Source organism: Oryzomicrobium sp. (assembly GCF_036820405.1).
GTDB lineage: Bacteria > Pseudomonadota > Gammaproteobacteria > Burkholderiales > Rhodocyclaceae > Oryzomicrobium.
The window spans coordinates 169,889-192,207 of the sequence record NZ_DAISLS010000010.1 but is presented as its reverse complement, the minus strand read 5'-3'; the positions used below and the strand labels follow the sequence as shown (position 1 = coordinate 192,207).

Genomic DNA, 22,319 nt, shown 5'->3' with positions numbered 1-22,319 from the left:
AAAGGTGAGGGGGTCGGAAAGCCTTAGGCTTCCACCACGCCCATGATGTCTTCTTCACGCATGACCAGCAGTTCCTGGCCATCCACCTTGACGGTCTGGCCGGCGTACTTGCCGAACAGGACGCGGTCGCCGACCTTGACGTCGAGGGCGATCAGCTTGCCGGAATCGTCGCGTTTGCCGGGACCGACGGCGAGGATTTCACCCTGATCCGGCTTCTCGCCGGCGGAATCGGGGATGACGATACCGGAGGCGGTGGTGCGCTCGGCTTCGACGCGCTTGACGATCACGCGGTCGTGCAAGGGACGGATTTTCATGGAGTGGGCTCCTGACAAAGTTGCGGACATAAACACGGATGACACGAATGGGGAGCCGCCGGACTCGGGGAGCGAAGCTCGCACCCGCCGCGGCTGCCGGTCACCGGGAGGTTGTTAGCACTCATCGGCGACGAGTGCTAATAATAGGGACGCCCCCCGGGGTTTTCAAGGGCGCCCCGCCAATTATTTATGCGGGCGATGTCTCCCGGGGCTGCGCCGGGCCGCCGCCCAGGGCCGTCCAGGCCGCGCCGGATCAGAAGAATTCGATCTCGCCGCAGGAGTCGGACGACGCATTGGCGGGGGCGGTGCGCGCCACCGTGAAGTCCAGGGTGGTGCCCGGGGCCACGCACAGGCAGACGGTCATGCGGAAGCCAAGCTGGCCGTCGCCCTGATCGCCGATATTCACCGCGAAGGTCAGGCTGTGGGCCGGGTCCAGGGCGCAGACGTAGCGGGCGCAGGAGCTTTCCAGGGTGAACGGGGTGGACAGGCCGGTGTGGGGAAAGACCTCGTGCAAGGTCCGCTTGGCCGCGCCGCAGATCATGTTCACCAGCTCGCCGTAGGCGTCGGCGAGCAGTTGCCCCTGGAGCGCCCCCGGCTCGCCGCCGGCACGGCGGGACAGATAGTCCAGGGTCCGGGGGGCCGCGTCGAAGTCGAACAGGACGACCATGCGGAACAGGTAGGACGAGATGCCGATCACCACCAGGTGGCGGCGGGCATCGTCCGCCATGGCCGGCCCCAGGCCGGGAGAAACGGTTACCTCGCAGGCGGCGCCGGCCCCGGCATTTTCCCGGATGGCCTTGTCGAACAGCCACTGGACGGAGGCGATGGCTTCGGTGGTGATCATGGCAGGGCGCCCTCCTCGGACAGATGGGACAGAATGCGGCTCTCGCTCGCACCCAGGCCGAACACGGCGGTGCGGATCATGTTGCTGCTGGCTTGCAGGTCGAGGAAGGTGGCGGTGGCCACCAGGTCGCTCTTGTCCAGGTTTTCCTTGAAGCTCTGGGCCAGCTTGGTGGAGGTCAGGGCCAGGTCGCGCACCCCGTCGGCCACCACGGCGAAGCCCCGGCCGTACTCGCCGGCCCGGGCGGCCTCGATCGAGGCGTTGAGCGCCAGCATCACGATCTTCTTGTTGATGTTGGCGAATTCCTCGTTTTCCCGCTTCAGCGCCTGGTTGTTGGCCAGGATGCCCTGAATCTGGTCATGCCAGCGCTCCAGGGTCTTGACCACGTCGAGCAGGGCGTCGATGCCGCCTTTCAACTCGTGATGGTCCGCCGCGACCCGCTGGCGCAGGTCGGCCAGGGCCGCACCGTAGCCGGCGGCGGCCTCGGCCAGTACGGCCTGCTGCTCGGCGGCGGCGCTCTGGGCCGCCTCCTGGGCGGCCTGCTCGTGCGCCTCGGCCAGCCGGGCCAGGGCCTCGCGCAGGGCGTCGGCCTCGCCTTGCAGATCGGCCAGCCGCCCGGCCATGACCTCGGGGGGAATGTGCCCGGCCAGGGCATCGATCTCGCGGCGCAGGGCCGCCTCCCGGCGGCTCCCCTCGCGGCGCAGGACGGCGACGCGCCACCAGCTGGCCAGGGCGAGCAGCGCCAGCAATACGGCGAGAGCCAGCAGGATCGGGGTGGCGCCAGTGGTCAGGGCCATCGATCAGGCCACCAGCTTCTTCAGGGTGGCGATCACGGCGGCGCCGTTGAACGGTTTGACGATCCACCCCTTGATGCCGGCCGCCTTGCCCCGCTCCTTCATCGCCGGGCTGTTCTCGGTGGTGAGCATGATGACGTTGACCGCCGCGTTCTTCAGGTCGCCGCGGATCTTCTCGACCATGGTCAGGCCGTCCATGTTGGGCATGTTCACATCGCTCAACACCAGCTTGATGGCGGGGTCGGCCTTGAGCTTGGCCAGCCCGTCGTTGCCGTCCACCGCTGCCGTGACGGCGAGGCCGTTGTTCTTGAGGAAATCGCAGACCTCGTTACGCACCGTGCTGGAATCATCGACGACCAGAACCTGGGCCATGGGAACTCCTTGTTATTGGTTATCAAACGGGAAGGGGAAAAAAGATCGAACGCGGGGTCAGAAGAGTTCCAATTCGCCGGACTCGACGAAGGACTCCACCGTGGGGTTTTCGCTGAACTCGTCCGGGGACCAGTCCAGGTTGAAGACGAAGCGCTGGTAGACCGGCACGCCCGGGCCGTCCGGGGACTGCCGCAGCCGCAGGGTGTATTTCAGGCACAGCTGGGGATCGTCCGAACCGAAGGAGATGTAGCGGCGCTGGTGGTTGATGACGATGGGCACCTGGGTCTGGAGCGGCGCGGAGGCCGCCGTGCCGTGGCCGACGTAGCGGTTCTTGAAGGCGCCCCAGATCAGGTTGGTGGCCTCGCCCAGGGTGCCGTTGAGATCGCGGAAGGTGAGCCCGTCCCCGCCGCCTGGCCGGCCGCGCAACAGGTCGAGCACGCTGCCCTCGGACGATTGCAGCATCATGTAGCCCCGGCACCAGTGGCTCTCGATGGCGATCAGGGTGAACACCTCACCGTAGATGATGCGGTCCTTGACCAGGTAGGGGGTCTCGGCATCCACCTCGCAGCCGTGGAAGAGGCTTTCCAAAGAGGCCCGGGTGATCTCGGCAATGCCCCGCACCAGGGCGTTGGGGTAGATCCGGCTGAAGATCGAGGCGTCCAGGGACTCCCGCAGCTGTTGCAGGGTCGCCAGGGTGTAGGCGCAGCGGAACATGGCCGCGTCGCGCTCCCCCAGGCCGGCGACGCTGGAGACGGCGTCGCGGCGCAGGAAGATGGGCAGCTCGGGGCGCAGGGCGTGGATCTCCCGGGCCATGACCAGGCCGTTGCCCGGCCGGCCACCGTAGTTCTCGTAGAGCAGGATGCCGCCCAGGTCCACGTTGGCGCGCAGCACCGCCATCACGTCGCCGTTGCCGGCCACGTTGGGGCGGATGCCCAGGAGGGCGCATTCCTCGCAGAAGGCCTTGAGGCTGTTCACATAGGTGCCCGCGTCGTCGAGCACCAGCATCTTGCTGGCCACCTGGGTCCGGGTATCCACGCTGGGCGGTCCTCCGGCCTCAGGCGATGGCACGGGCGACATCCGCCGAGCCACCGGCCGCCGCCCCGTCCTCGCTGCCGGCCGGCGCATCGGCCGTCACGGCGATTTCCTCGCCGCGCACGGCAACCTTCTCGGGCAGGGTCACCACCGTCTCGAAGCGCCGGAAGTCGGCTCCGGCGGCATCGTCGAGGAAGCGCACGGCGATCTTGCCGCCCTCGCGCCGGATCAGGTCTTGCACCGCATCCATGCCGACGCCGCGGCCGGACACTTCGGTGACCGCCTCGGCCGTGGAGAAGCCGGGGCGGAAGATCAATTGGGCCACCTCTTCGTCGCTCAGAACGTCGTCCGCACCGATCAGTTGCTTGTCCAGGGCGATGCGGCGGATACGCGCCAGGGCCAGGCCCCGGCCGTCGTCGCTCAGGGCCAGCTGCAGGCCGTCCCCGACCAGGGCCAGGCGCAGGGTGATCTCGCCGGCGGCGGGTTTGCCGGACTCGCGGCGCACGTCGGGTGTTTCAATGCCGTGGTCCATGGCGTTGCGCACCAGGTGCATGAACACGTTCTTGAGGGCGCCGGACACCTGGTTGTGCAGGAAGTAGCCGTTGTCCTCGATGCTCACCACCGGTGCCACCTTGCCCAGCTCCTTGGCCAGGGAAGGCAGGGAATCGAACACTCCGGAGAGGATCTGGGCCACGGATTCGGTGCCGAGCAGGCGCAGCACGCGCTGCACCTGGTCCCGGGCCGCCACCAGCTCGTGCAGGTTGCCCGGATTGACCTTTTCCAGGCGGTGCAGGGTTTCCTGGATCTGCTCCCGGTCCACCAGCAGGTAGCGCTCGCCGCCGCGCCGCCCGGGCCCCTTGCGGCCCAGGCTGACCTCGTTGATCTTGGCGTACTGCTCCACCTCGGCCCGCACCGCTGCCAGTTGCTCCAGCAGGGCGGCCGAATCCCAGGCCACGGTGGGGCGCGGCTTGCGCAACTCGTCGTAGATCTGCTCGGCCCCGTGCACCGTGTTGGTCAGGTGGCGCAGGCCGTAGGTACGGGCGTTGCCCTTGATGGTGTGCATGTTGCGGAACAGCTGGGCGACCACGTCGGCGTCCTGCTTGGGCGTGGCGCGGATCAACTGCTCGTTCTCGTCGATGAACTTGAGGGCGCTGGCGATGAATTCGTGGAACTTCTCCTGGCTGACGGCGAGGATTTCACCGATCAGCTCCAGCTCGCGCTTCTGCTCCCGGGCCTCGGCGGCCAGGCGGCGCAGTTCGGTGACGTCGCGCACGCACAGCAGCAGGCGGACCACCGTGTTGTTGTCGTCCACGATCGGCGACCAGTTGAGGTCGAGCACCTTGGTCCGGCCGCCGGCCAGCCGCTTCTCGATCTCGCCAACCAGCAGGTGGGCGTTGAACTCGAAGTTCATGGCGTCCTCGCCGATGCAGGCGCCGACGGCGGCCTCCACCTGGGACAGGGCGTCGGCCCCCAGGTCGGTGTCGGCGAACACCAGTTCCATCACGTCCCGGCCGGCAATGTCGGCGGTTTCCAGGATGCTTTCGAGGAAGGCCGAGTATTCCGGATGCACCCGGTTGCCGGCAGCGATGGTCAGGATGCCCTGGGGCATGTGCTGCAACATGGTCTGGATGTCGGTGGTCTTCTGGCGCAGCAGGCCGGAGCTTTCCTCGATCTTGGCCACCATCACGTTGAAGGCACCGATCGAGCGGCCGATCTCGTCCTTGCCCCCCACCGGCAGACGGCGGCTGAAGTCCTGGCTGTCGGCGATCTCACTCATCATCGCCTGCATGCGGCCGATGGGCAGGACCACCTGGCGGTAGAGCAGGTAGCCGACCACGCCCAGGGCCAGGATGGTGGCCAGGCTGACGGCGGAAATGGTGGTGACCGTGTTCGACAGGCTGTCGTTCAGGGCGGCGATGGCGCTGTCCTTGGAGCGGTTCTTCTCGACGCGCAGGGCATCGACGATCTGCTCCATCTCGCGCTGGTACTGGGCCACGTTGGCGAACAGGTTGGCCTCGGCCAGGGAGGTCTGGCCGGCCAGCTTGAGCTGGGCGGTCTGGTCGATCTCGCCGAAGTAGTTGGCCAGGCTTTCCTTGGCCTGGTCCACCAGGCCGGTCTGGGCGCTCCCCGTGGCCTGGTGGGCCTGGAAGTCGAGGCTTTCCTTGAGTTGCAGTTGCTGCTTGAGCAGCTTGTCGCGGGCCTGGGCGGCGATGGTGGTGTCCGGGGCGGACACCAGGGCCATGGTGGTGAGCTGCACTTCCTTGAGCAGCGACACCAGGTCGGCCGAGGCCAGGGCGCTGGTCACCACGCCTTCGGTGACGCCCCGCACTTCCTTGGCGTTGGACCGGGACTGGATCACCGAATAGCCGCCGATCAGGGACAGGGCGACGAACGTCAGGGCAACCAGCAATATGATGCGGCTTCGAATAGTCATCTTGAGATACCCGCCTGAGGTGGTAAGCGAGGCCCCGCCGGCGGCCCGATAAGGCCTGCTGCGGGGGATTCCGGACATGACCGGGAGAACGGGCGGGATTATCTAAGTCGAAAGTTATAGCCGCATTACAGTCATGAAACCGCGATGTAGGTGACGGCAGGATGACGGCACCGCCAAGCGGCAAACCCACGCTCCGGCGCTTCCGGCAGCCGGCACGCCGGCCCGTCCGCGGCGGCGGGACCCGCCACGACGGCGTCACGAAAACCGGCGAGTCGCCGGCAATGGCCGGTGGGCAGGCGCCGCGGCGCGGTTCGGGGCAATCTTCAGGCAGCGCGAAGCCGAGACCGGGAAACGTCCCCCGGCTGGCTGCCCACTGGGCCAGATCGACCCAGACCTCAGCCCCGCGTCAGGTTCAGTGAAATTTACTGACTGGCGCCACCGCCTCGCCCGCCTTTGCCGTCCATGCCCCGGAAACCCCCGTCCGGCAAGGGTTTGACCCCGCTGTGGAAAAGCGGCACTACGTCACGGCACGGGTTTCTTCGCCCGGGCATGTCTCGGATTTGCAATAGCGCTGTAACAATTCCAGACTACTTTGCACGGGTCATCCCACACACGGAGCATCCATGTTCAAGACTGCCCTGCGCACGACTGCCATCACGGCCATCGCCTTTGCCGCCCAGACCGCCTTCGCCGCCGAAATCACCGGCGCCGGCGCCTCCTTCCCCGCCCCGATCTACGCCAAGTGGGCCGATGCTTACCAGAAGGCCACCGGCAACAAGGTGAACTACCAGTCCATCGGCTCCGGTGGCGGCATCAAGCAGATCACCGCCAAGACCGTCGACTTCGGCGCCTCCGACATGCCCCTCAAGCCCGCCGACCTGGACAAGGACGGCCTGGTGCAGTTCCCGACCGTGATCGGCGGCGTGGTGCCGGTGGTGAACGTTCCCGGCATCAAGCCCGGCCAACTCAAGCTGACCGGCGCCGTGCTGGCCGACATCTACCTGGGCAAGATCACCAAGTGGGACGACAAGGCCATCGCCGCCCTGAACCCGGGCCTGGCCCTGCCCAGCCAGGACATCGGCGTGGTGCGCCGCGCCGACGGCTCCGGCACCACCTTCATCTTCACCAACTACCTGTCCAAGGTGAGCACCGAGTGGAAACAGAAGGTCGGTGAAGGCACCGCCGTGCAATGGCCCCTGGGCCTGGGCGGCAAGGGCAACGAGGGCGTATCCGCCTTCGTGCAGCGTCTGCCGGGCTCCCTGGGTTACGTCGAGTACGCCTACGCCAAGCAGAACAAGCTGACCTACGCCCAGCTGCAGAACAAGGACGGCGTGTTCGTCGCCCCCGACGACGCCACCTTCAAGGCCGCCGCCGCCAGCGCCGACTGGAGCAAGAACGCCTTCTACGAAATCCTCACCGACGAGCCGGGCAAGAACTCCTGGCCGATCACCGGCGCCACCTTCATCCTGATGCACAAGCAGCAGGCCAAGCCGGCCCAGGCCGCCGAAGTGCTGAAGTTCTTCGCCTGGTCCTACCAGAACGGCGACAAGATGGCCGAGGACATGGAGTACGTGCCCCTGCCCGACGCTACCGTCAAGCTGATCCACCAGTCGTGGAACCACATCGGTGACACCGCCGGCAAGCCGGTGTTCTCCGGGAAGTAATCCGCCCCCCCATCGGCGATACGGCGTTGGGGGCTGCGGCCCCCAACGCCGTTCATACACGAGCCCCTTCCCATGAGTCAGCCAGCCAATCCCGCCGCGGCATTCTCTACCGCCGCCCTCGAGTCACCCGAGTTGCAGCGCAAGCCGCACAGCAAGTTCGGCGACCTGGTCTTCGCCGGCATGGCCCGCGGCTTCGCTTTCCTTGCCCTGGCCTTGCTGGCCGGCATCATCATCGCCCTGGCCGTGGCCTCCTGGCCCAGCATCGAAACCTTCGGCGCCCGTTTCCTGGTCAGCACCGAGTGGAACCCGCCGGCCGAGCGCTTCGGCGCCCTGGTGCCCATGTACGGCACCCTGGTGACCTCCCTGATCGCCCTGGTGATCGCCGTTCCCGTCAGCTTCGGCATCGCCCTGTTCCTCACCGAACTGTCACCGGTCTGGTTGCGCCGCCCCCTGGGCACCGCCGTCGAGCTGCTCGCCGCCATTCCCAGCATCGTTTTCGGCATGTGGGGCCTGCTGGTCTTCGCCCCCCTCTTCGCCACCCACGTCCAGCCCCTGATCGCCAAGACCCTGGGGGTGCTGCCCCTGATCGGCCCGCTCTTTTCCGGCCCCTCCCTGGGCATCGGCCTGCTCAGCGCCGGCATCATCCTGGCGATCATGATCATTCCCTACATCGCCTCGGTGATGCGCGACGTCTTCGAGCTGACCCCGACCATGCTCAAGGAATCGGCCTACGGCCTGGGTTGCACCACCTGGGAAGTGATCTGGCGCGTGGTCCTGCCCTACACCAAGTCCGGCGTCATCGGCGGCGTCATGCTCGGCCTGGGCCGCGCCCTGGGCGAGACCATGGCGGTGACCTTCATCATCGGCAACACCAACTTCCTCACCTCGCCGTCCCTGTTCATGCCGGGCAACAGCATCACCTCTGCCCTGGCCAACGAGTTCGCTGAGGCCTCCCCCGGCCTGCACACCTCGTCCCTGATGGAGCTGGGCCTGATCCTCTTCGTCATCACCCTGATCGTCCTCATCCTCTCCAAGCTGCTGCTGATGCGCCTGGCCGTGGGTGAAGGCAAGAAATGAGGGGAACGGCCATGAATCTCTACGTCAAACGCAAAGCCATCAACGGCCTGGCCCTCGGACTCTCCCTGTCGGCCATGGCCTTCGGCGTGTTCTGGCTGACCTGGATCTTGTGGACGGTGCTGGACCTGGGCTTCAGCGCCCTCTCCCTCGACCTGTTCACCCAGATGACGCCCCCGCCGGGCGCGGAAGAAGGCGGCCTGCTCAACGCCATCGTCGGCAGCCTGATCCTGGTCGTGCTGGGCACCGCGATCGGCACGCCGATCGGCATCCTGGCCGGCATCTACCTGTGCGAATACGGCCGCCACACCCTGCTCGGCCGGGTCACCCGCTTCGTCAACGACCTGCTGCTGTCGGCGCCATCCATCGTCATCGGCCTGTTCGTCTATGCCCTGGTGGTGGCCCACACCGGCAAGTTCTCCGCCTGGTCCGGCGGCGTCGCCCTGGCGCTGCTGGTGCTGCCCATCGTGGTGCGCACCACCGAGAACATGCTGCAACTGGTGCCCAACTCCCTACGCGAGGCGGCCTTCGCCCTGGGGGCACCGAAGAACGTGGTGATCCGCCGCATCACGCTGCGGGCGGCCCGTTCCGGCATCGTCACCGGCGTGCTGCTGGCCATCGCGCGCATCTCCGGCGAAACCGCGCCGCTGCTGTTCACCTCGCTCTCCAACCAGTTCTGGAGCCTGGACCTGAACGCGCCCATCGCCAACCTGCCGGTGACCATCTTCAAGTTCGCCATGAGTCCCTTCGAGGACTGGCAGCGCCTGGCCTGGGCCGGCGTGCTGCTCATCACCGTCGGTGTCCTGCTGTTGAACATCCTCGCGCGGGTGGTTTTCCGCGCCGAAAAGACTAACTAAGTCGTTTTGGGAATCCAGACCGTGCAAACCACTACCGACTCGCAAAAACACGTCCCGCAGATCCAGTTCAAGGATTTCAACTTCTACTACGGGAAGTACCACGCCCTGAAGAACGTGACCTTCGACATCGCCAAGAACAAGGTCACCGCCTTCATCGGCCCGTCCGGCTGCGGCAAGTCCACTCTGCTGCGGACCATCAACCGCATGTACGACCTCTACCCCGAGCAGCGCGCCGAAGGCACCCTGATGTTCAAGGGCATCGACCTGCTCGACCCCAAGGTGGACGTGGCCTCGCTGCGCGCCAAGGTGGGCATGGTGTTCCAGAAGCCCACCCCCTTCCCCATGTCGATCTACGACAACATCGCCTTCGGCGTCGGCCTGCACGAGCGCCTGGGCAAGGCCGACCTGGCGGACCGGGTGGAATGGGCCCTGCGCAAGGCCGCCCTGTGGGACGAGGTGAAGGACAAGCTGAGCCAGAGCGGCATGAGCCTGTCCGGCGGCCAGCAACAACGCCTGTGCATCGCCCGGGGCATCGCCGTGAAGCCCGAGGTGCTGCTGCTCGACGAACCGACCTCTGCCCTCGACCCCATCTCCACCGCCCGGATCGAGGAACTGGTGGGCGAGCTGAAGGACGACTTCACCATCGTCATCGTCACCCACAACATGCAGCAGGCGGCGCGGATTTCCGACTTCACCGCCTACATGTACCTGGGCGAGCTGATCGAGTTCGGCGTCACCGACGAAATCTTCGTCAAGCCGTCGCGCAAGGAAACCGAGGATTACATCACCGGGCGCTACGGCTGAGAAAACGCGTCATCGCCCAACAAAAACGGCAGGGGATTCCCTGCCGTTTTTCATTCACGGCCGAGGCCCGTGGGTTTCCGGATCACCGGTCCTGCCCGCCCCGCTTCGCTTGCACGGCCGGCCCCTTGTATTGGCTGGCCCGCCCGCCCATCGCGTCGGCCTCCTGTTCCAGGGCCACCTCGTCATTCACGGGTACGCCGCCGGTGTGCAGGGTGGGGCTCACCCGCCCCTGGGCCTGCTGTACCACGTGCCAAGCCTCGTGGGGCAGGTGGCGCTCCTGGCCCGGGGCGACGTGGATGTCGCTGCCCTGCGCGTAAGCCAAGGCATTGAGCTGGGCCGGCTGGGAGGAGTTGTAATGCACCTGCACCGAATCCAGGGAAATGCCGGACAGGGCCTCGATCCCCGTTTTCAGGGAATCGGGCAGCCCCGTCTCATTCCTGCCGGCGGCACCTGTAGCTACGGGGGCCTGACTGGCGCCCGTAGCCGCCTTGCGCTGGACCTCGTCCTCGTCCGCCGCCACTCGTTGCAGCGGATCGAAGCGGCCCTGCAGCGGCTCCTCGTCGTCGGCCTGCAACTGGGCGGTCTTGGCCTGCATAGGGGCCTCGTCCTCTTCTTCGGCCTGGCGCTGCGACACCCCATCCGGCTGGAGGGCGGCCAGCTGCCTTACCGCCAGGCTCCCATCGGCCTTGGCCTGCAAAGCCTGGAGCCCCGCCGCCTGGGCGCCGTTGGCCGCCGCGCCGTCCAGGCCGGAGAGCGCCCCCGCCTCCCGTCCGCCGCCAGCGGAAACGTGGCTGTCGCCTTGGCGGCGCTCATGCTCGGTAGAAACGGAGGATGTCGTCGGTTTTTCGCTGTAGGCCCGCATGGCGTTACTCCAGGGTTCGAGGCGTGAATGGGATGGCACAGGTGGTAAAAGGACAAGGAAGCGCTTGCCGGGTCAGGGGATCTGCTGCTTTTTCTGCTGGTAGTCCCATACGGCATAGACGATGATGCCCAGGAGCACCAGGAAGAGCAGGCCATTGCCTTCGGCAATGCTCTCCAGGGCAGGGTCGCAATAGAGCATCGCCATGCCGATGACGAACAGGGGCACGACGGTGCCGCCGAGGAACCAGAGGAAATGGCGGCGGAAGGTGCCCCGGCATTCGCAGCACCCGGCGAAGGCCACCAGGAAGGCCAGCGACACCACCAGGAAGCAGTCGAAGGCCAGCCGGAACAGCCAGCGGTTGGGGCAGACGATGCCGCACACCGCCGAGCTCTGGTTGGTTTGGGTCGGGTAGAACTCGTTCTTCAGCACCTCGTCCGCCGGCAGCCCGGACGTCCCCGTCGGCAGCCGCCAGAAGCCGATGCCGTTGAAGTTGTCGCCCATGTAGATCACGTCGTCGTCGATCCGCGCGCGGCCGTCGGGAACGATCACCGGCACCGTCATGCGTTGCAGGTTGCGCCGGTCGTCGCCCTTCAGGTTTTCCTCCAGGCTGCGGCGCAGTAGCTTCTTGTCGTCCGTGGTGGGCTCCCGCAGCAGCACCAGGATCAGCATGCGGTCCGCCTCATATTTGCCCCGGGCGTCGGCGTCGTAGAGATCGGCCCATTGCAGCAGTTTGGCGTGGTTGAAGATGCCCTGGCCCAGGGCGTCCGACGGCAGCATGAGGTTCACGAACTGCCCTCGGCCGGCCAACCGGCCATGGAGCTGGACGAGGAAGCCTTTGAAGTCCTCGATGAATTCCGGGTCTTCCGGGTAATGCTCGAAGAACAGGGTGACGCCGTTGCCCAGGCTGGGCCGGTCCGTGCCCAGGCTCAGGTAAGGACGGATGGCCGCCATGGCCCCCGTCGGCGCGATGAATAGCAGGCGGTCGAGCTCGCCTGCCAGGGCGGCGAAGGCCGCGACCCGCTTCTCCCGGTTCAGCAACGCCCAGGACGACCAGTCGCTGCGGCGGACGACCAGGTCGACCTGGGTGCGGTACTTGCGCGCGGTTTCGAACACCTGGCTGCTGGCCGCGTTCCAGTGGGCCGCATTGCTCACGGTGCCGGAATCGTCGAAGCCCACGGCGTAATAGCCGATGCGGCTGAGCACGCTGAAATCGACCGACTGGCTCTCCCCCGCCAACCAGAAGGGATAAAAACCGTACACCTGCTTTTCCATCTTCTTGGGCCGGCACTTGCAGTCCGGGACCGGCTGCCACTCGACCGGTTTGGCCGGGTCCGGCACGTGCCGCTTGCGCGCCTGGTCGGCCAGGAAATCCTGATAGTCCGCCACCCTGGCGCGCTGCGCCTGGAACACGGTGTCGATCTCGGCCAGCAGATCCCGGGGGGTGGCGAAATCCCGGCCCTTGAGCGGTTGCAACGTCCCGGCCAGGTCCTCCGGAATCTTGTTGGCCTTCAGCCAGGCGAAGAATTTGTCGTCCAGCTGGGTCAGGCGCTTGCCGGCGACCTCGCCCTGGATCGTTTTGGCGTATCCCTTCAGCCCGGTGCCGATGCGTCCCTGGACGGCGGAAAGGAATATGCCGCGCAGCGGATAGTCCACCCCCTCCATGCCGTCGAGCATGGGCAGGGCATAGCTCGGCACGGCGCCGGCCGCCGCCAGCAGCCGGTTCCACGAGGCGGTGGAAAGCCGGTACGCGGTGCTGTCGTCCACCTGTGCCAGGATCAGGGGAAGCCATTTCCGCGCTTCGTCCATGACCTCCTGGCACGCCTGGGACAGGGAATCGGCCCGTTCCTTGGCCGTGCCCATGGGCTTGCCTTGCAGGCGCAGGCTGACCTCGTCCGCCAGCCCCGAGCCGCCACCGGCCCCGGGCAGGGACGCGCCGCCATCTCCGGCGGCAGCAGCAGGGGTGGGGACTGCTGGGGCTGCGGGGGCGGCCGCCGTTTTCGGCGCCCCGGCCGGCACGGCGAGCTTCTTCGCCCGATAGGCCGCCAGTTCCTGGTCGATGCCGGCCAAGACCTCCTGCAAGGCCTTTTCGACGGCCGCCCGGCTTGGATAGCCCGGGTCCTCCAGCTCCCCCAGTTGGTCGAGCAGGTAGGCCGGCACCCGCGCCGCCTTGAGCCGGGCCATGCCCTGGGGCGTGAGGGAGAAGACCGACATGGACTCGGCATAGCGCTGCACCACGCCCGACCAGGCCCCGGCCTGGGCCTGGAGCAGTTCGCGCACCTGGGCGGAAAAGGCCTCCTGCTCCTGGAAGCCGGCGTCCTTCATGACCGCCAGGGCGGCCAGGGCCTCCTGCCGGCTCGCCAGGGCCTGGAAGTCGTCGGCCAGCAACTGGTAGGAGATGCCTTGATCGTCGAGCCAGCGCTGGCGCCCGGCCGTGCCGGGCGCGGGCTGGTACTTGAGGAAGCGGTCGATGATGTCGATCACCTGGGCCGCCGACCCCGATTTGATCTGGGGCGGGATCTGGTCCGCGTCCTTCTGCTCGGTCTGCCAGATGGCGAACGCCCGGCTGGCGACGATGCCCCGCCACTTGTGGAACACCCGGTCGATGGCCGCATCCCGCAGCAGTTCGGCCACCAGGGCCTGGCGGGAGGCCATATCCCGGCCGATGGTCATGTCCTGCTGGCCGCAATAGGCGGCCAGCCCTGCCCGGGTGTCGATGCCGACGATGCCGTCGATGCGGTTGCCATAGAGGCCGAAGTAGGCCAGGGCGATCTGGACCTGGCGGGCGTCGTCCGGGGTCAGGTAGGCAAAGGTGTCGCGCCCCACCTCGCATCCCGGCTGGCCTGCGGGGGGAGCGGGTTTTGCGGCGGCAGGCGCGGCGGCGGGACGGGCCGGATCGGGTGCCGAGGCCAGCGGCAGCGGCAGGCAGCACACGGCGGCCAGCAGTGGCAGGACGATGGCCTGGGCCAGGCGGTTCGTGGTCATGCGATGGACTTTCCTTCTTTGAAGCGTTCCCGGGCGATCCCCGCCAGCAGGTCGTCGCTGCACACGCGGGCCCGCTTGCGCTGCAAGGCGCGCAACACCGCGTAGCGCGCCACGTTGGCGATGGCCCCGCCGGCCAGAGGATGGTCGGCGGCGATCCGGGCCAGATCCACGTCGTCCGCCAGGCGGGTGGCAGGGTCGAGCATGCCGTGCCACAGCCGCAGGCGCTGCTCGGCATCCGGCAGGGGGAAATAGATGGCGGACTGGAAGCGCCGGGCAAAGGCCTCGTCGATGTTGGCGCGCAGGTTGGTGGCCAGGACCACCATGCCGGGGAAATCCTCGATGCGTTGCAGGAGGTAGGCCACCTCCTGGTTGGCGTGGCGGTCGTTGGAATTCGACGTCTGGGTGCGGCGCCCGAACAGGGCGTCGGCCTCGTCGAAGAACAGCACCCAGTTCTTGTTCGCCGCCTGGTCGAAAACGCCGGCCAGGTTCTTCTCGGTCTCGCCGATGTACTTGGAAACGACCATGGACAGGTCGATGCGGTACACGTCCACCCCGGCGCTGGCGCCGATCAGGGTCGCCGTCAGGGTCTTGCCGGTGCCCGGCGGCCCGTAGAACAGGGCCCGGTAACCCGGCTTGACGGAGCGCTCCAGCCCCCACTCGCGCATCACCTCGGGCCCCCGCTCCAGCCAGGTCTGGAGGTGTCCCACCTCTTCGAGGACCTGGGGCCCCAGCACCAGGTCCTGCCACCCCAGGGGCGTGGTGATCAGCTTGGCCGGAAAGGTGGCGCTGAAATCGGGCTTGTGCCGGGTGCCGGCGATGAGCAGATGCAGATATTCGCCGCTCAGGGTGAGGGCGCTGCTGAACAGGGTCTCGGCCCGCTCGCCGTGCTCCAGGCGCAGAATGCCCCGGCGGGCGAAGAAATGATCGTTCTCGAACAGCGGGATCATGCGGAAGCGCCGCTCCAGGTCGGTGCCGGCCGCAACGAACAGCGCCGTCTCGCAGGTCGGCAGAAAGCCGCCGTGGTTCTTCCCCGGCCAGCCGCCGAACTCGGTGAAGGCCCGCTCCAGCGCCCGGTTGCGGGTGAACAGCGGGTCCAGCGTCTGGGGACGAACGTGAGGGATGAGGGCCAAAAGCAGCACCAGCCGCTCCTCGGCGCTCATGTCCAGCTCCCGGACCAGTTCGGCGTAGGCGCCCTGCGCCGCCGTCAGGTCCGGCGGGGGCAGGTCGTCGAGCCCCCAGGGGCGCTGCTCGAAATAGGCGGTCAGGCGCGTTTCGAGCACCTTGGAGAACCAGTCCAGCTCCCCGGACAGGATCGCCGCGTTGTCATCCCCGGGCCAGGAGGCGGTCAGGGGTTCCCGTTTCTGCATCGTGATGGCCGTCATCGCCACTCCACCATTACCGGTGCCGCCATCCACGGATGGCGGATCACCGAAAATCCCCAGGGCAGCCGGTCCATCAGCACGTCGATGGTCTTTGGCTCCACTTTCAACCGCCAGGCGTCGTCCTGGCGGGACAATCCCCCGCCGCGCTGCAGGAAGGCTTCGCGCAGCCCGGCCACCGAGGTGCCGCCCAGGGCCTTCCAGTGCGCGATCATGCTGGCGAGCATGCCGTCGATGGCGGAGCGTTCCCGCTCGTCGATCTCGATCCCGGCATCCAGGGGCTCGTGCAACTCCAGCCCGCACAGCAGCTTGTTGAGGGTCAGCTCGTGCTCGGGCGCAGCGCATCGCTCGTCCACCATGAACTGGAGGAGATGGCAGGCCCGCCGGGCATGCTCGCCGTCGATGAAGCGCCCCTGTTCCAGCAAGCCCAGCATGGAGAACAGCCGGGGCAGGTAGGGGGAGGCCAAAACCTGGCCGGCATTGGCCACCTGGATGCCCCGCCCCGCCAGCGGAGCCGGCGGCGCCGATGGCACCGCGCCGGGGGCCGACGCGCCGCCCTTGCCCCCCAGCCAGAACAGGATGTGGCGCGTCACCATGCCCGGCGCCGCCGCCGACTCCAGGTACGCACGCAGGGCCTGGCGCGCATCGCCCGGCGCCGGCCAGTCCGCCGCCAGGAAATCGATGTAGGCGCTGACGAAGGGCGCGGCGGAAGCGAAGCGCACCTTCGGGAACAAGGTCCCCAGCAGGAAACGCCAATGGCGGCGGCGGCGCTCGGCCTCGCCCATCCCCAGGTTGGCCGCGGTAACCGCCTCGGCATAGGGCAGCAGCCGGGAAAAATCCGCCCCGCGGAAATAGTGGGCCAGGCGGGACAGCAGGGCATCCGGGCACGCCTCGATCAATCGCGCCGCGCCAACCCGGCTCTCCAGCAGGGGCAGGAGCACGGCTTCGAGGCCGTTCGGATCGTTTTCCAGGGCGTGCTCGATCCAGGCGCAGTCTGGAAGCGGTTCAGGCAGCGCAGCGGCAGACGTGGCTGATGGGGCGGGATGGTGGCCGGTGGAATCGGGGGCTGCTCCAACCCCGGACCCAGTGGCGTTTCCGCCGGCCGACTCACTCAATCCTGCACCGGATTCCGGCATGGCCGCATCACCCTCCGGCGAGACAGCGGCCGAGGAGATTGGCCCCAGGCTTGGCGCGACAGCGCGCCCTTCGGCAGTTACAGCGGTTGCGGTAAGGCCGGCATGGCGTTCGTCGCCTCGGCCCGCCTCCGCCCTGGACGCCCCGGCTTCCGGCATCGCTTGCCGGGGTTGCCGGGGACCGGCCGGTGCAGCGTTTTCCCCAACTAGCGCCGCGGCCGCTCCCAAGGACGCGGCGGAACCGGCCGGGGTAAAGCGCTGACCTTCCTGCCTCTCCACGGATTTGGCCGTCGGCGCACCGCCAGGTACCGCATCCCGCAGCCTTCGCTCGGCGTGAAGTTCAACCCCGAAAGATTGCCCGTCACCGACCGGATCAGGAGGAACGGCGCCATGCCCCTCTACCGCCTCCCCAGCCGAGGATGTCCTATCCGCGACGGAAACGGCGGCAGGCCGCTCGCTCCCCCCGATGGGGTTTCGCATGGGCCGCGCCATGGAGCGCTCCACAGGCGCAGTACCCGATGCGGCATCGCCTGGCATGGCGGATGCGGACGGCGGGGCCGTCGGCTCCGCCACCCCGCCGCCGTCAGCCGGGCTCACTCTCTCTTCCACTCCGGGCCCGGCAGACAGTCCTTTGCCAACCGGATCAGGAGGAATGGCACCATGCCCCTCTGCCGCTCCCCCAGCCGGGGATGCCCTATCCGCGGCAGAAACGGCGGCAGGCCGCTCGCTCCCCCCGATGGGGTTGCGCATGGGCCGCGCTATGGAGCGCTCCACAGGCGCAGTACCCGATGCGGCATCGCCGGGCATGGCGGATACGGACAGCGGGGCTGTCGGCTCCACCGCTTCGTCGCCACCCGCCGGGCTCACTTTCTCTTTCACTCCGCGTCGATCGACAGCGCCCGCCATGGCGGCAACGGCGCCCACGCTGGGGATGAGCGCCGCCGGGCCGACCCGTGGTCCCGCCGCCACAGACGAGGTTTCATCCCGCTCCTCACCCGGCGCTACGGCGGACCTTTCCGTGGTCCCGTCCGATGGGGGCCGCAACGTTAAGGCGTCCCCCTCGGCGGCAAGCGTGCCCGAGGGCATCGCGGTTTTGCCGTCGGCCGCGGGATGCGGCGAGGTTTGCTCCGCGACATCCGATAACGCCGCTCCTGGCCTCGCCTTACTGTCGCTGCCGCGGCCGGACATTGATGCCGATGCCGAAGTCAGCGGGGACAGGGCAACGGGGGCCGGAGCCTCCTGGCGTAACCCGCCGCCAGTGCGATGCGTCAGCGGGGCACTCCCCAATTCCCCAGGCGCCGCCTCGCCCTCTGGCTGCGATGCGCGCTCCTGCGGCGGAGACCCATGACGTGGTTCCTCCGGCCCACCCGTTGCCGCCGACGGCGGGAACAGGCCGGCCGGGGGTACGGACACAGCACCAGTCCGTGCCGCCGCACCCTGCACGGAGGCGGAAGGCGCCGAGCCTTCCACCTCCCGCACAGTTACGCCCGGCAATACGGGCGCGGCTTCGGACCGCCCCGGCCCGAAAGCAGGGTTCGGATTCGGTTCTTCAACGCCGTTCCGTCGAAGGGCGGCATCCCCCTTCTGAGGACCAGGAGGGGGGATGCGTTGCTGCCCCGGCGAACCGGTCGTCGCGCCGCCTTCCGGCAGCAGCATTGCCGTCCCTGGCGGCGCATGGCCGCCAACCTCTGAGCCAACCTCTGAGCCAACCTCCGAGCTGCCCGTAGCGGCCGGTGGCGCGGATTCCGTCCTTCCTGGCCCATGCGTCATCGCGCCCGCCTGCGTGGGAGTGGGGACCGTACGCGCTTCCGCCTCCTTCGCTCCCCTGCCCAGCGATGCTTTCACCTCCCCGTGCAATACGGGCAGGCGCTCCTCGGCTGCACCGAGAGAATCGTCTCGTCGCGCCCCGGGCGCATCGGTCGCGGCAACGTCCTCCGGCGGCGACTCAGCCACGGGCGGCCAAGGTGCCGGAACCTCCCTCGGACCCCCGAGATTTTCCACTGGAGGCGGCCGCGAGGTTCCCGGTAGCGAGGTTTCCGGTAGCGTGGGCACCACATCACCATGAGCCGTCATCGGCATCGACGCTGAAGCAGCAGGTGCCACCCCCTCCGGCGCACGGACTTCCCTACCCGGCACGGCAGCCGCCGCGTCGGGTCGCCCGGCTCCAGAAGCAGTGCTCCGATCTTGCTGCGGAAGGGTGTCCTCCCCTTCCACGGCGCCCAGAGGGGCGGTCCATTGCCGCCCTGCCCCTCCCGGCAATGCCACGCCTGCCGACGGCGGCTTCACATCCCGTGGTCGGGTGGCGTGCTCATCAGTCCTGGGCAACGCGTGTTGCGCAAACGATGGCGCGCTAGTTCCCGCCGGAGCACTCCTCGGCGCATCGCCATGGGGCGTCGCCCCCCCGTTCCCGGTGGCGGACTCGCCCGGCTTTTCGCCGCCCCCTTGTGCAAAGGGCCTGGACTCATCCGCTGGTGCTTGAAAAGCGGCACCGGCAGCAGCGCGGTCGGCGGCTCCAGACGAAGGGCCGCCGGACGCTCGGTCCGCCCTCCCGGGTTCCGGCATTCCCCGCCCGGCCGCAGTCACCGGAGCGGCGTTGCCGGCGGTTGCTTCCCTTGGACCGGCGCCTGCCCCCCCGGGCACCTTTGCCGTGGGCTGCTGAGCGGCCTGGCCCCCCTCAACATCGCCCGGCATGGCAGCCATGCCGCCCCGCCGCGTCTCCTTGCCTTCCCCTTTTCTCACCAGCCCCTCGGAAGAAGGAGCGTCCCATGCTCGGGGGGCGCCTTGCATGGCGCGCGCGCCACCGAGCATCGGGAGGTCAGGGGCATTCGGGCGCCCCATCGCAGACGGCAAAGTGCCTTCGCCCGGTGAAAGGTCGGGGCGCTGCCCCCCCGCCACCGCAGGCTCACCATGTGCCGCAGCGGCGCCTACCGGCAGGTACCCAGCTCCAGTCGTGGGCAGCACACCATCGCGCCCTTGGCCAAGGCCGGGCAGAGAATCGGGGGGAATCGCGGCGTCGCCGGGAAGCAGCGCTTGATCGCCCCCCAGGCCATCCGTTGTCGCTCCTGGCGGGTTGGCGGTTGCGCCGACCGATCGTGGCGCTTCTTCTAGCGCCATGTCGCCGGAAGCAACGCGCGGCGCCGGGCTTGCGGGGATGACGCCATCGCCCGGCCTGGCCGGTAACGGCGCTCCACGCGTAGTGCTCGTCGCCCCTTGGTTGAACGCCGGTAACGACTCAACGCCAGGCGAAGGGACGGTAACAGGGGGCCGCCCGATTTCGCCGGACAGCACCGATCCTTGACCATCGCGGGCGCCAACGGCGTTCGTCCCGCGCTCCCCCGCTTCCGCCGCCCGAACCGGGGCGCTTGCCATGGCAGCCCCGTGGCCGGATGCTGTAGCTGCACCTCCTGCCGCCAGAAACCGCTGGCGCTGCGCCGCGTCCACGCAGGGAGCCGGCAAGGCATGACCGGACGGAGAGCCGAGGTCGTGTGCTGACGCGGAGCCCGTGCCGCCAGGAGTCTGTACCCGTGAATCGGCGAGCCACGGAGCACCGCCCTCCCCGGCTCCGCCTACGTCCGACTGGGGTGCAGCCGGCCGGAATGGAGATTGGAACGGAGGCAGGATCGGGGCAGCAAGCCCAGCTCCAGCCTCGATCGGCAGCGCGGAATCCTGTCGAGGCCCACTCCCCACCGCGCCCCGTTCCGCCGACGAAGCCATGCGCCCTGCATCCGAGAGGTGGAGTTCCCCCTCATTGCCCACGTCGTGGATCGGCAGAGGCCGCATCGATGCAGAAACGGCGGAATCCCCGGACGCCCCGTCTCGGGCAACGGCAGACGATCCGGTCAGGGGCAGAATCGCCGCGACAGCCAGAGGCATGGCTTGCCCAGAGGCGAGGGGGGCCGCTCCACCGGAAATGGCTGCTTTCGATACGCCAGCGACGCCGCCCCCATCCTCGTCACGGCCCATGCCGAGGGGGCGCCCAGGCCCCTGACCTTCGGGTTGCCCCGCTTCTTGCTCCGCCGCCGTTTCTGGTCCTGGAACTACGGGGACAGCCATCGTCGTGCCTACGACCACTTGCGGGACATCGGTTCCGCCCCGATTCGATGGCGCGAGCGGCGCCCCCAGCGCTTTCGCATCCAGCCGCCCCTGGCCCCCTCCCAAGGCCGCCGGGGCGGAAAACGGCGATGCCTCCGCGCCCTGCGCCTCTACCACTTCTGCCACAGGAGTGCGCTGCTCCTCTCGTACATCGGCGCTCTCGACTACCGGGCCCTGGTCGCCAGGCTGCCCGGCTGGATCAGCTTGATCGTTTCGACGGCTGGCGGCCGGGGCGGCGGCAGTGGCGAGTTGAGCCGCCCCAGACTCCAGTGTTTTCTCCCGCGCAGCAACGGCCCTGGAGGCCGGGCGCTCCAGGGCCTCGCCCTGGCCGTGCTCTCCAGCGGCAATGAAGGAGGCCCCCACTTGAGAACCATCCGGCCGTGCCAGCGGCGCACCATGCCGGCTATCGCCCTCCCACGCCGTTCCGGTGGCCACGGGAAGATCTGCGGCACGGTCCGCAAGGCTCGGTGCGACCTCCCCTGGCCCCTGCGGCGGTGAAGCATCCACCTGTTCCCGTGCCACGACCTCCGCGGCACGGGACGTAGACAGGGCGGCCATCTCCGGCGGGGAAACCGCGCTCTCGCCCGCAGTGACATTCACGACGCCAGGCACCGTGTTGCCGCCGCTGTGCGGCTTGCCCATTTCCTGGGCATGGACAGCGCTACCCACCACCGTCCCCAGCTTCACCACTGGCTCCCGGCTGGAGCCGCTCGTAGCGGCCCGCTGCGGCGATGGCGGCTCTCCCTGAGGCATGGTGCCATCCGGAGACGATGCCCCCACCTCGCGGAACGGTAAGGCCAAGGCCCGAGAAGCGGCGTCCTCACGCCCGTCCCCTGACAGCACGGGCGGTTGCGCCATCGATGCTTTTCCGGCCCCTGCCCCTGCGCCCGCCCGCCGCGCGCCACCGCCTGTGGGGCCGCCGCTCGGCCCTTCCGACCTTCCCACACCGTCCACACCGCTGGACGCCACCGGCACGGCGGCATCCACGGCGGCCACATCATCGATCGCCAGGCGCATCGCCTCGCGCCAGATGCGGAAGCGGGTATCACCGCGCCGCGCCGAGGCCGCTCGCTGGGCGACCCGGTCCCAGTGGCGGGCCGAGCCTTCGGCCCGGTTTCCGGGGTACAGCAGGGCCAGGCATTGCGCCAGTTCCGGGTCCTGTAGCTGGCGGATCATCCGCTCCTGCACCGCAGCGTCCTGCCGCAGCAACTCCAGCAGGCGCCGCCGGTTCGGTCCGGCCTGGCGCAGGAGTGTGGCCGCCAGCGCGAACGGCTCGTCGCCGGGGACATTCCAGGGCAGCATGCCGTTTTGCAGGTAGCTGGCCAGCAGCTCGAACTCGGCGGCATGGCCGGGGATGATCCTGGCCCCGTCTTCGCTCCCTTCCAGGAGGGTCGCGATCCTGTCCCGCAGGCTGCGGCGCAGGGCATCCCCCAGGCGGGTGCACAGCTCATCGGGGGTGAGCCGGTCGGACACTTCACCGAGATCGACCTCCAGGCGGTCGATCGCGCATATCGCGCCGGCGGGAACATCCAGCCCGTCGAACACGCTGTCGATCACGGCCGCCAGGCGGTCGCGGCACAGCCCGGGCCAGTCGCTCCAGGGCGGTTGGTCCACGTCCACGCCCGGCCCCATGCCGGTTTCGAAGCGCAGTTCGTCGATGAAATGCCGGCGCCCCATCCTGCCCC

At 68.4% G+C, this 22,319-nt stretch carries 14 protein-coding genes; 4 read left to right on the top strand and 10 right to left on the bottom strand.

The window, feature by feature from the left end:
- Positions 1 to 23: 23 nt before the first annotated feature.
- From V7Z98_RS11480 to V7Z98_RS11455, 6 genes are all read right to left on the bottom strand, one after another.
- Positions 24 to 314 (bottom strand): co-chaperone GroES, encoded by a 291-nt coding sequence (locus V7Z98_RS11480; protein ID WP_293265007.1) that lies wholly within the window; start codon positions 312 to 314, stop codon positions 24 to 26.
- Between the two features lie 253 nt (positions 315 to 567).
- A complete protein-coding gene (locus tag V7Z98_RS11475) occupies positions 568 to 1,158 on the bottom strand; it encodes a hypothetical protein (protein ID WP_334158106.1) in 591 nt (196 codons plus the stop codon).
- Entirely contained in the window at positions 1,155 to 1,952 is a 798-nt protein-coding gene (locus tag V7Z98_RS11470) for a methyl-accepting chemotaxis protein (RefSeq protein ID WP_334158104.1), read from the bottom strand. The genes V7Z98_RS11475 and V7Z98_RS11470 overlap by 4 nt, the downstream gene beginning before the upstream one ends.
- 3 nt (positions 1,953 to 1,955) lie before the next feature.
- The gene (locus V7Z98_RS11465; RefSeq protein ID WP_293265001.1) at positions 1,956 to 2,321 is read right to left on the bottom strand and encodes a response regulator; all 366 of its coding nucleotides are present in this window, start codon (positions 2,319 to 2,321) and stop codon (positions 1,956 to 1,958) included.
- A gap of 57 nt (positions 2,322 to 2,378) precedes the next feature.
- Entirely contained in the window at positions 2,379 to 3,356 is a 978-nt protein-coding gene (locus tag V7Z98_RS11460; RefSeq protein ID WP_293264999.1) for a chemotaxis protein CheX, read from the bottom strand.
- 19 nt (positions 3,357 to 3,375) lie between these two features.
- Positions 3,376 to 5,787, bottom strand: coding sequence for an ATP-binding protein (locus V7Z98_RS11455; protein WP_334158103.1), 2,412 nt, complete (start codon positions 5,785 to 5,787; stop codon positions 3,376 to 3,378).
- 623 nt (positions 5,788 to 6,410) lie between these two features.
- Between V7Z98_RS11455 and pstS the strand changes: the two genes are divergently transcribed.
- From pstS to pstB, 4 genes are all read left to right on the top strand, one after another.
- Positions 6,411 to 7,451: a phosphate ABC transporter substrate-binding protein PstS gene (gene pstS / locus V7Z98_RS11450; protein WP_293264995.1), complete on the top strand. Its 1,041-nt coding sequence runs from the start codon at positions 6,411 to 6,413 to the stop codon at positions 7,449 to 7,451.
- A 72-nt stretch (positions 7,452 to 7,523) separates the two neighbouring features.
- Positions 7,524 to 8,528 carry a phosphate ABC transporter permease PstC gene (gene pstC, locus V7Z98_RS11445; RefSeq protein ID WP_293264993.1) on the top strand — a complete coding sequence of 335 codons (1,005 nt, stop codon included), beginning with the start codon at positions 7,524 to 7,526 and terminating at the stop codon, positions 8,526 to 8,528.
- 11 nt (positions 8,529 to 8,539) lie between these two features.
- Positions 8,540 to 9,382 carry a phosphate ABC transporter permease PstA gene (pstA, locus tag V7Z98_RS11440; protein WP_293264991.1) on the top strand — a complete coding sequence of 281 codons (843 nt, stop codon included), beginning with the start codon at positions 8,540 to 8,542 and terminating at the stop codon, positions 9,380 to 9,382.
- 21 nt (positions 9,383 to 9,403) lie between these two features.
- Positions 9,404 to 10,186, top strand: coding sequence for a phosphate ABC transporter ATP-binding protein PstB (gene pstB / locus V7Z98_RS11435; RefSeq protein WP_293264989.1), 783 nt, complete (start codon positions 9,404 to 9,406; stop codon positions 10,184 to 10,186).
- Between the two features lie 82 nt (positions 10,187 to 10,268).
- Here the strand turns inward: pstB and V7Z98_RS11430 are convergent, their stop codons facing one another.
- The 4 genes from V7Z98_RS11430 to V7Z98_RS17885 all read right to left on the bottom strand — a co-directional run bounded on the left by V7Z98_RS11430 (position 10,269) and on the right by V7Z98_RS17885 (position 22,311).
- Entirely contained in the window at positions 10,269 to 11,048 is a 780-nt protein-coding gene (locus V7Z98_RS11430; protein ID WP_334158101.1) for a DUF4157 domain-containing protein, read from the bottom strand.
- Positions 11,049 to 11,120: 72 nt separating this feature from the next.
- Positions 11,121 to 14,030, bottom strand: a complete 2,910-nt coding sequence (locus V7Z98_RS11425; RefSeq protein ID WP_334158099.1) for a hypothetical protein — start codon at positions 14,028 to 14,030, stop codon at positions 11,121 to 11,123.
- Positions 14,027 to 15,412: an ATP-binding protein gene (locus V7Z98_RS11420; protein WP_334158098.1), complete on the bottom strand. Its 1,386-nt coding sequence runs from the start codon at positions 15,410 to 15,412 to the stop codon at positions 14,027 to 14,029. Before V7Z98_RS11420 ends, V7Z98_RS11425 begins: the two co-directional genes overlap by 4 nt.
- Positions 15,409 to 22,311, bottom strand: coding sequence for a contractile injection system tape measure protein (locus V7Z98_RS17885; RefSeq protein WP_442951836.1), 6,903 nt, complete (start codon positions 22,309 to 22,311; stop codon positions 15,409 to 15,411). Before V7Z98_RS17885 ends, V7Z98_RS11420 begins: the two co-directional genes overlap by 4 nt.
- Positions 22,312 to 22,319 lie beyond the last annotated feature (8 nt).

Excerpts from the sequence above, each read along its gene's own strand:
- V7Z98_RS11455 (WP_334158103.1), bottom strand. The coding sequence starts at position 5,787 with ATGACTATTCGAAGCCGCATCATATTGCTGGTTGCCCTGACGTTCGTC.
- V7Z98_RS11470 (WP_334158104.1), bottom strand. The coding sequence starts at position 1,952 with ATGGCCCTGACCACTGGCGCCACCCCGATCCTGCTGGCTCTCGCCGTA.
- V7Z98_RS11475 (WP_334158106.1), bottom strand. The coding sequence starts at position 1,158 with ATGATCACCACCGAAGCCATCGCCTCCGTCCAGTGGCTGTTCGACAAG.
- V7Z98_RS17885 (WP_442951836.1), bottom strand. The coding sequence starts at position 22,311 with ATGGGGCGCCGGCATTTCATCGACGAACTGCGCTTCGAAACCGGCATG.
- V7Z98_RS11425 (WP_334158099.1), bottom strand. The coding sequence starts at position 14,030 with ATGACCACGAACCGCCTGGCCCAGGCCATCGTCCTGCCACTGCTGGCC.
- V7Z98_RS11420 (WP_334158098.1), bottom strand. The coding sequence starts at position 15,412 with ATGACGGCCATCACGATGCAGAAACGGGAACCCCTGACCGCCTCCTGG.
- V7Z98_RS11430 (WP_334158101.1), bottom strand. The coding sequence starts at position 11,048 with ATGCGGGCCTACAGCGAAAAACCGACGACATCCTCCGTTTCTACCGAG.
- V7Z98_RS11465 (WP_293265001.1), bottom strand. The coding sequence starts at position 2,321 with ATGGCCCAGGTTCTGGTCGTCGATGATTCCAGCACGGTGCGTAACGAG.
- V7Z98_RS11480 (WP_293265007.1), bottom strand. The coding sequence starts at position 314 with ATGAAAATCCGTCCCTTGCACGACCGCGTGATCGTCAAGCGCGTCGAA.
- pstC (WP_293264993.1), top strand. The coding sequence starts at position 7,524 with ATGAGTCAGCCAGCCAATCCCGCCGCGGCATTCTCTACCGCCGCCCTC.
- pstA (WP_293264991.1), top strand. The coding sequence starts at position 8,540 with ATGAATCTCTACGTCAAACGCAAAGCCATCAACGGCCTGGCCCTCGGA.
- pstS (WP_293264995.1), top strand. The coding sequence starts at position 6,411 with ATGTTCAAGACTGCCCTGCGCACGACTGCCATCACGGCCATCGCCTTT.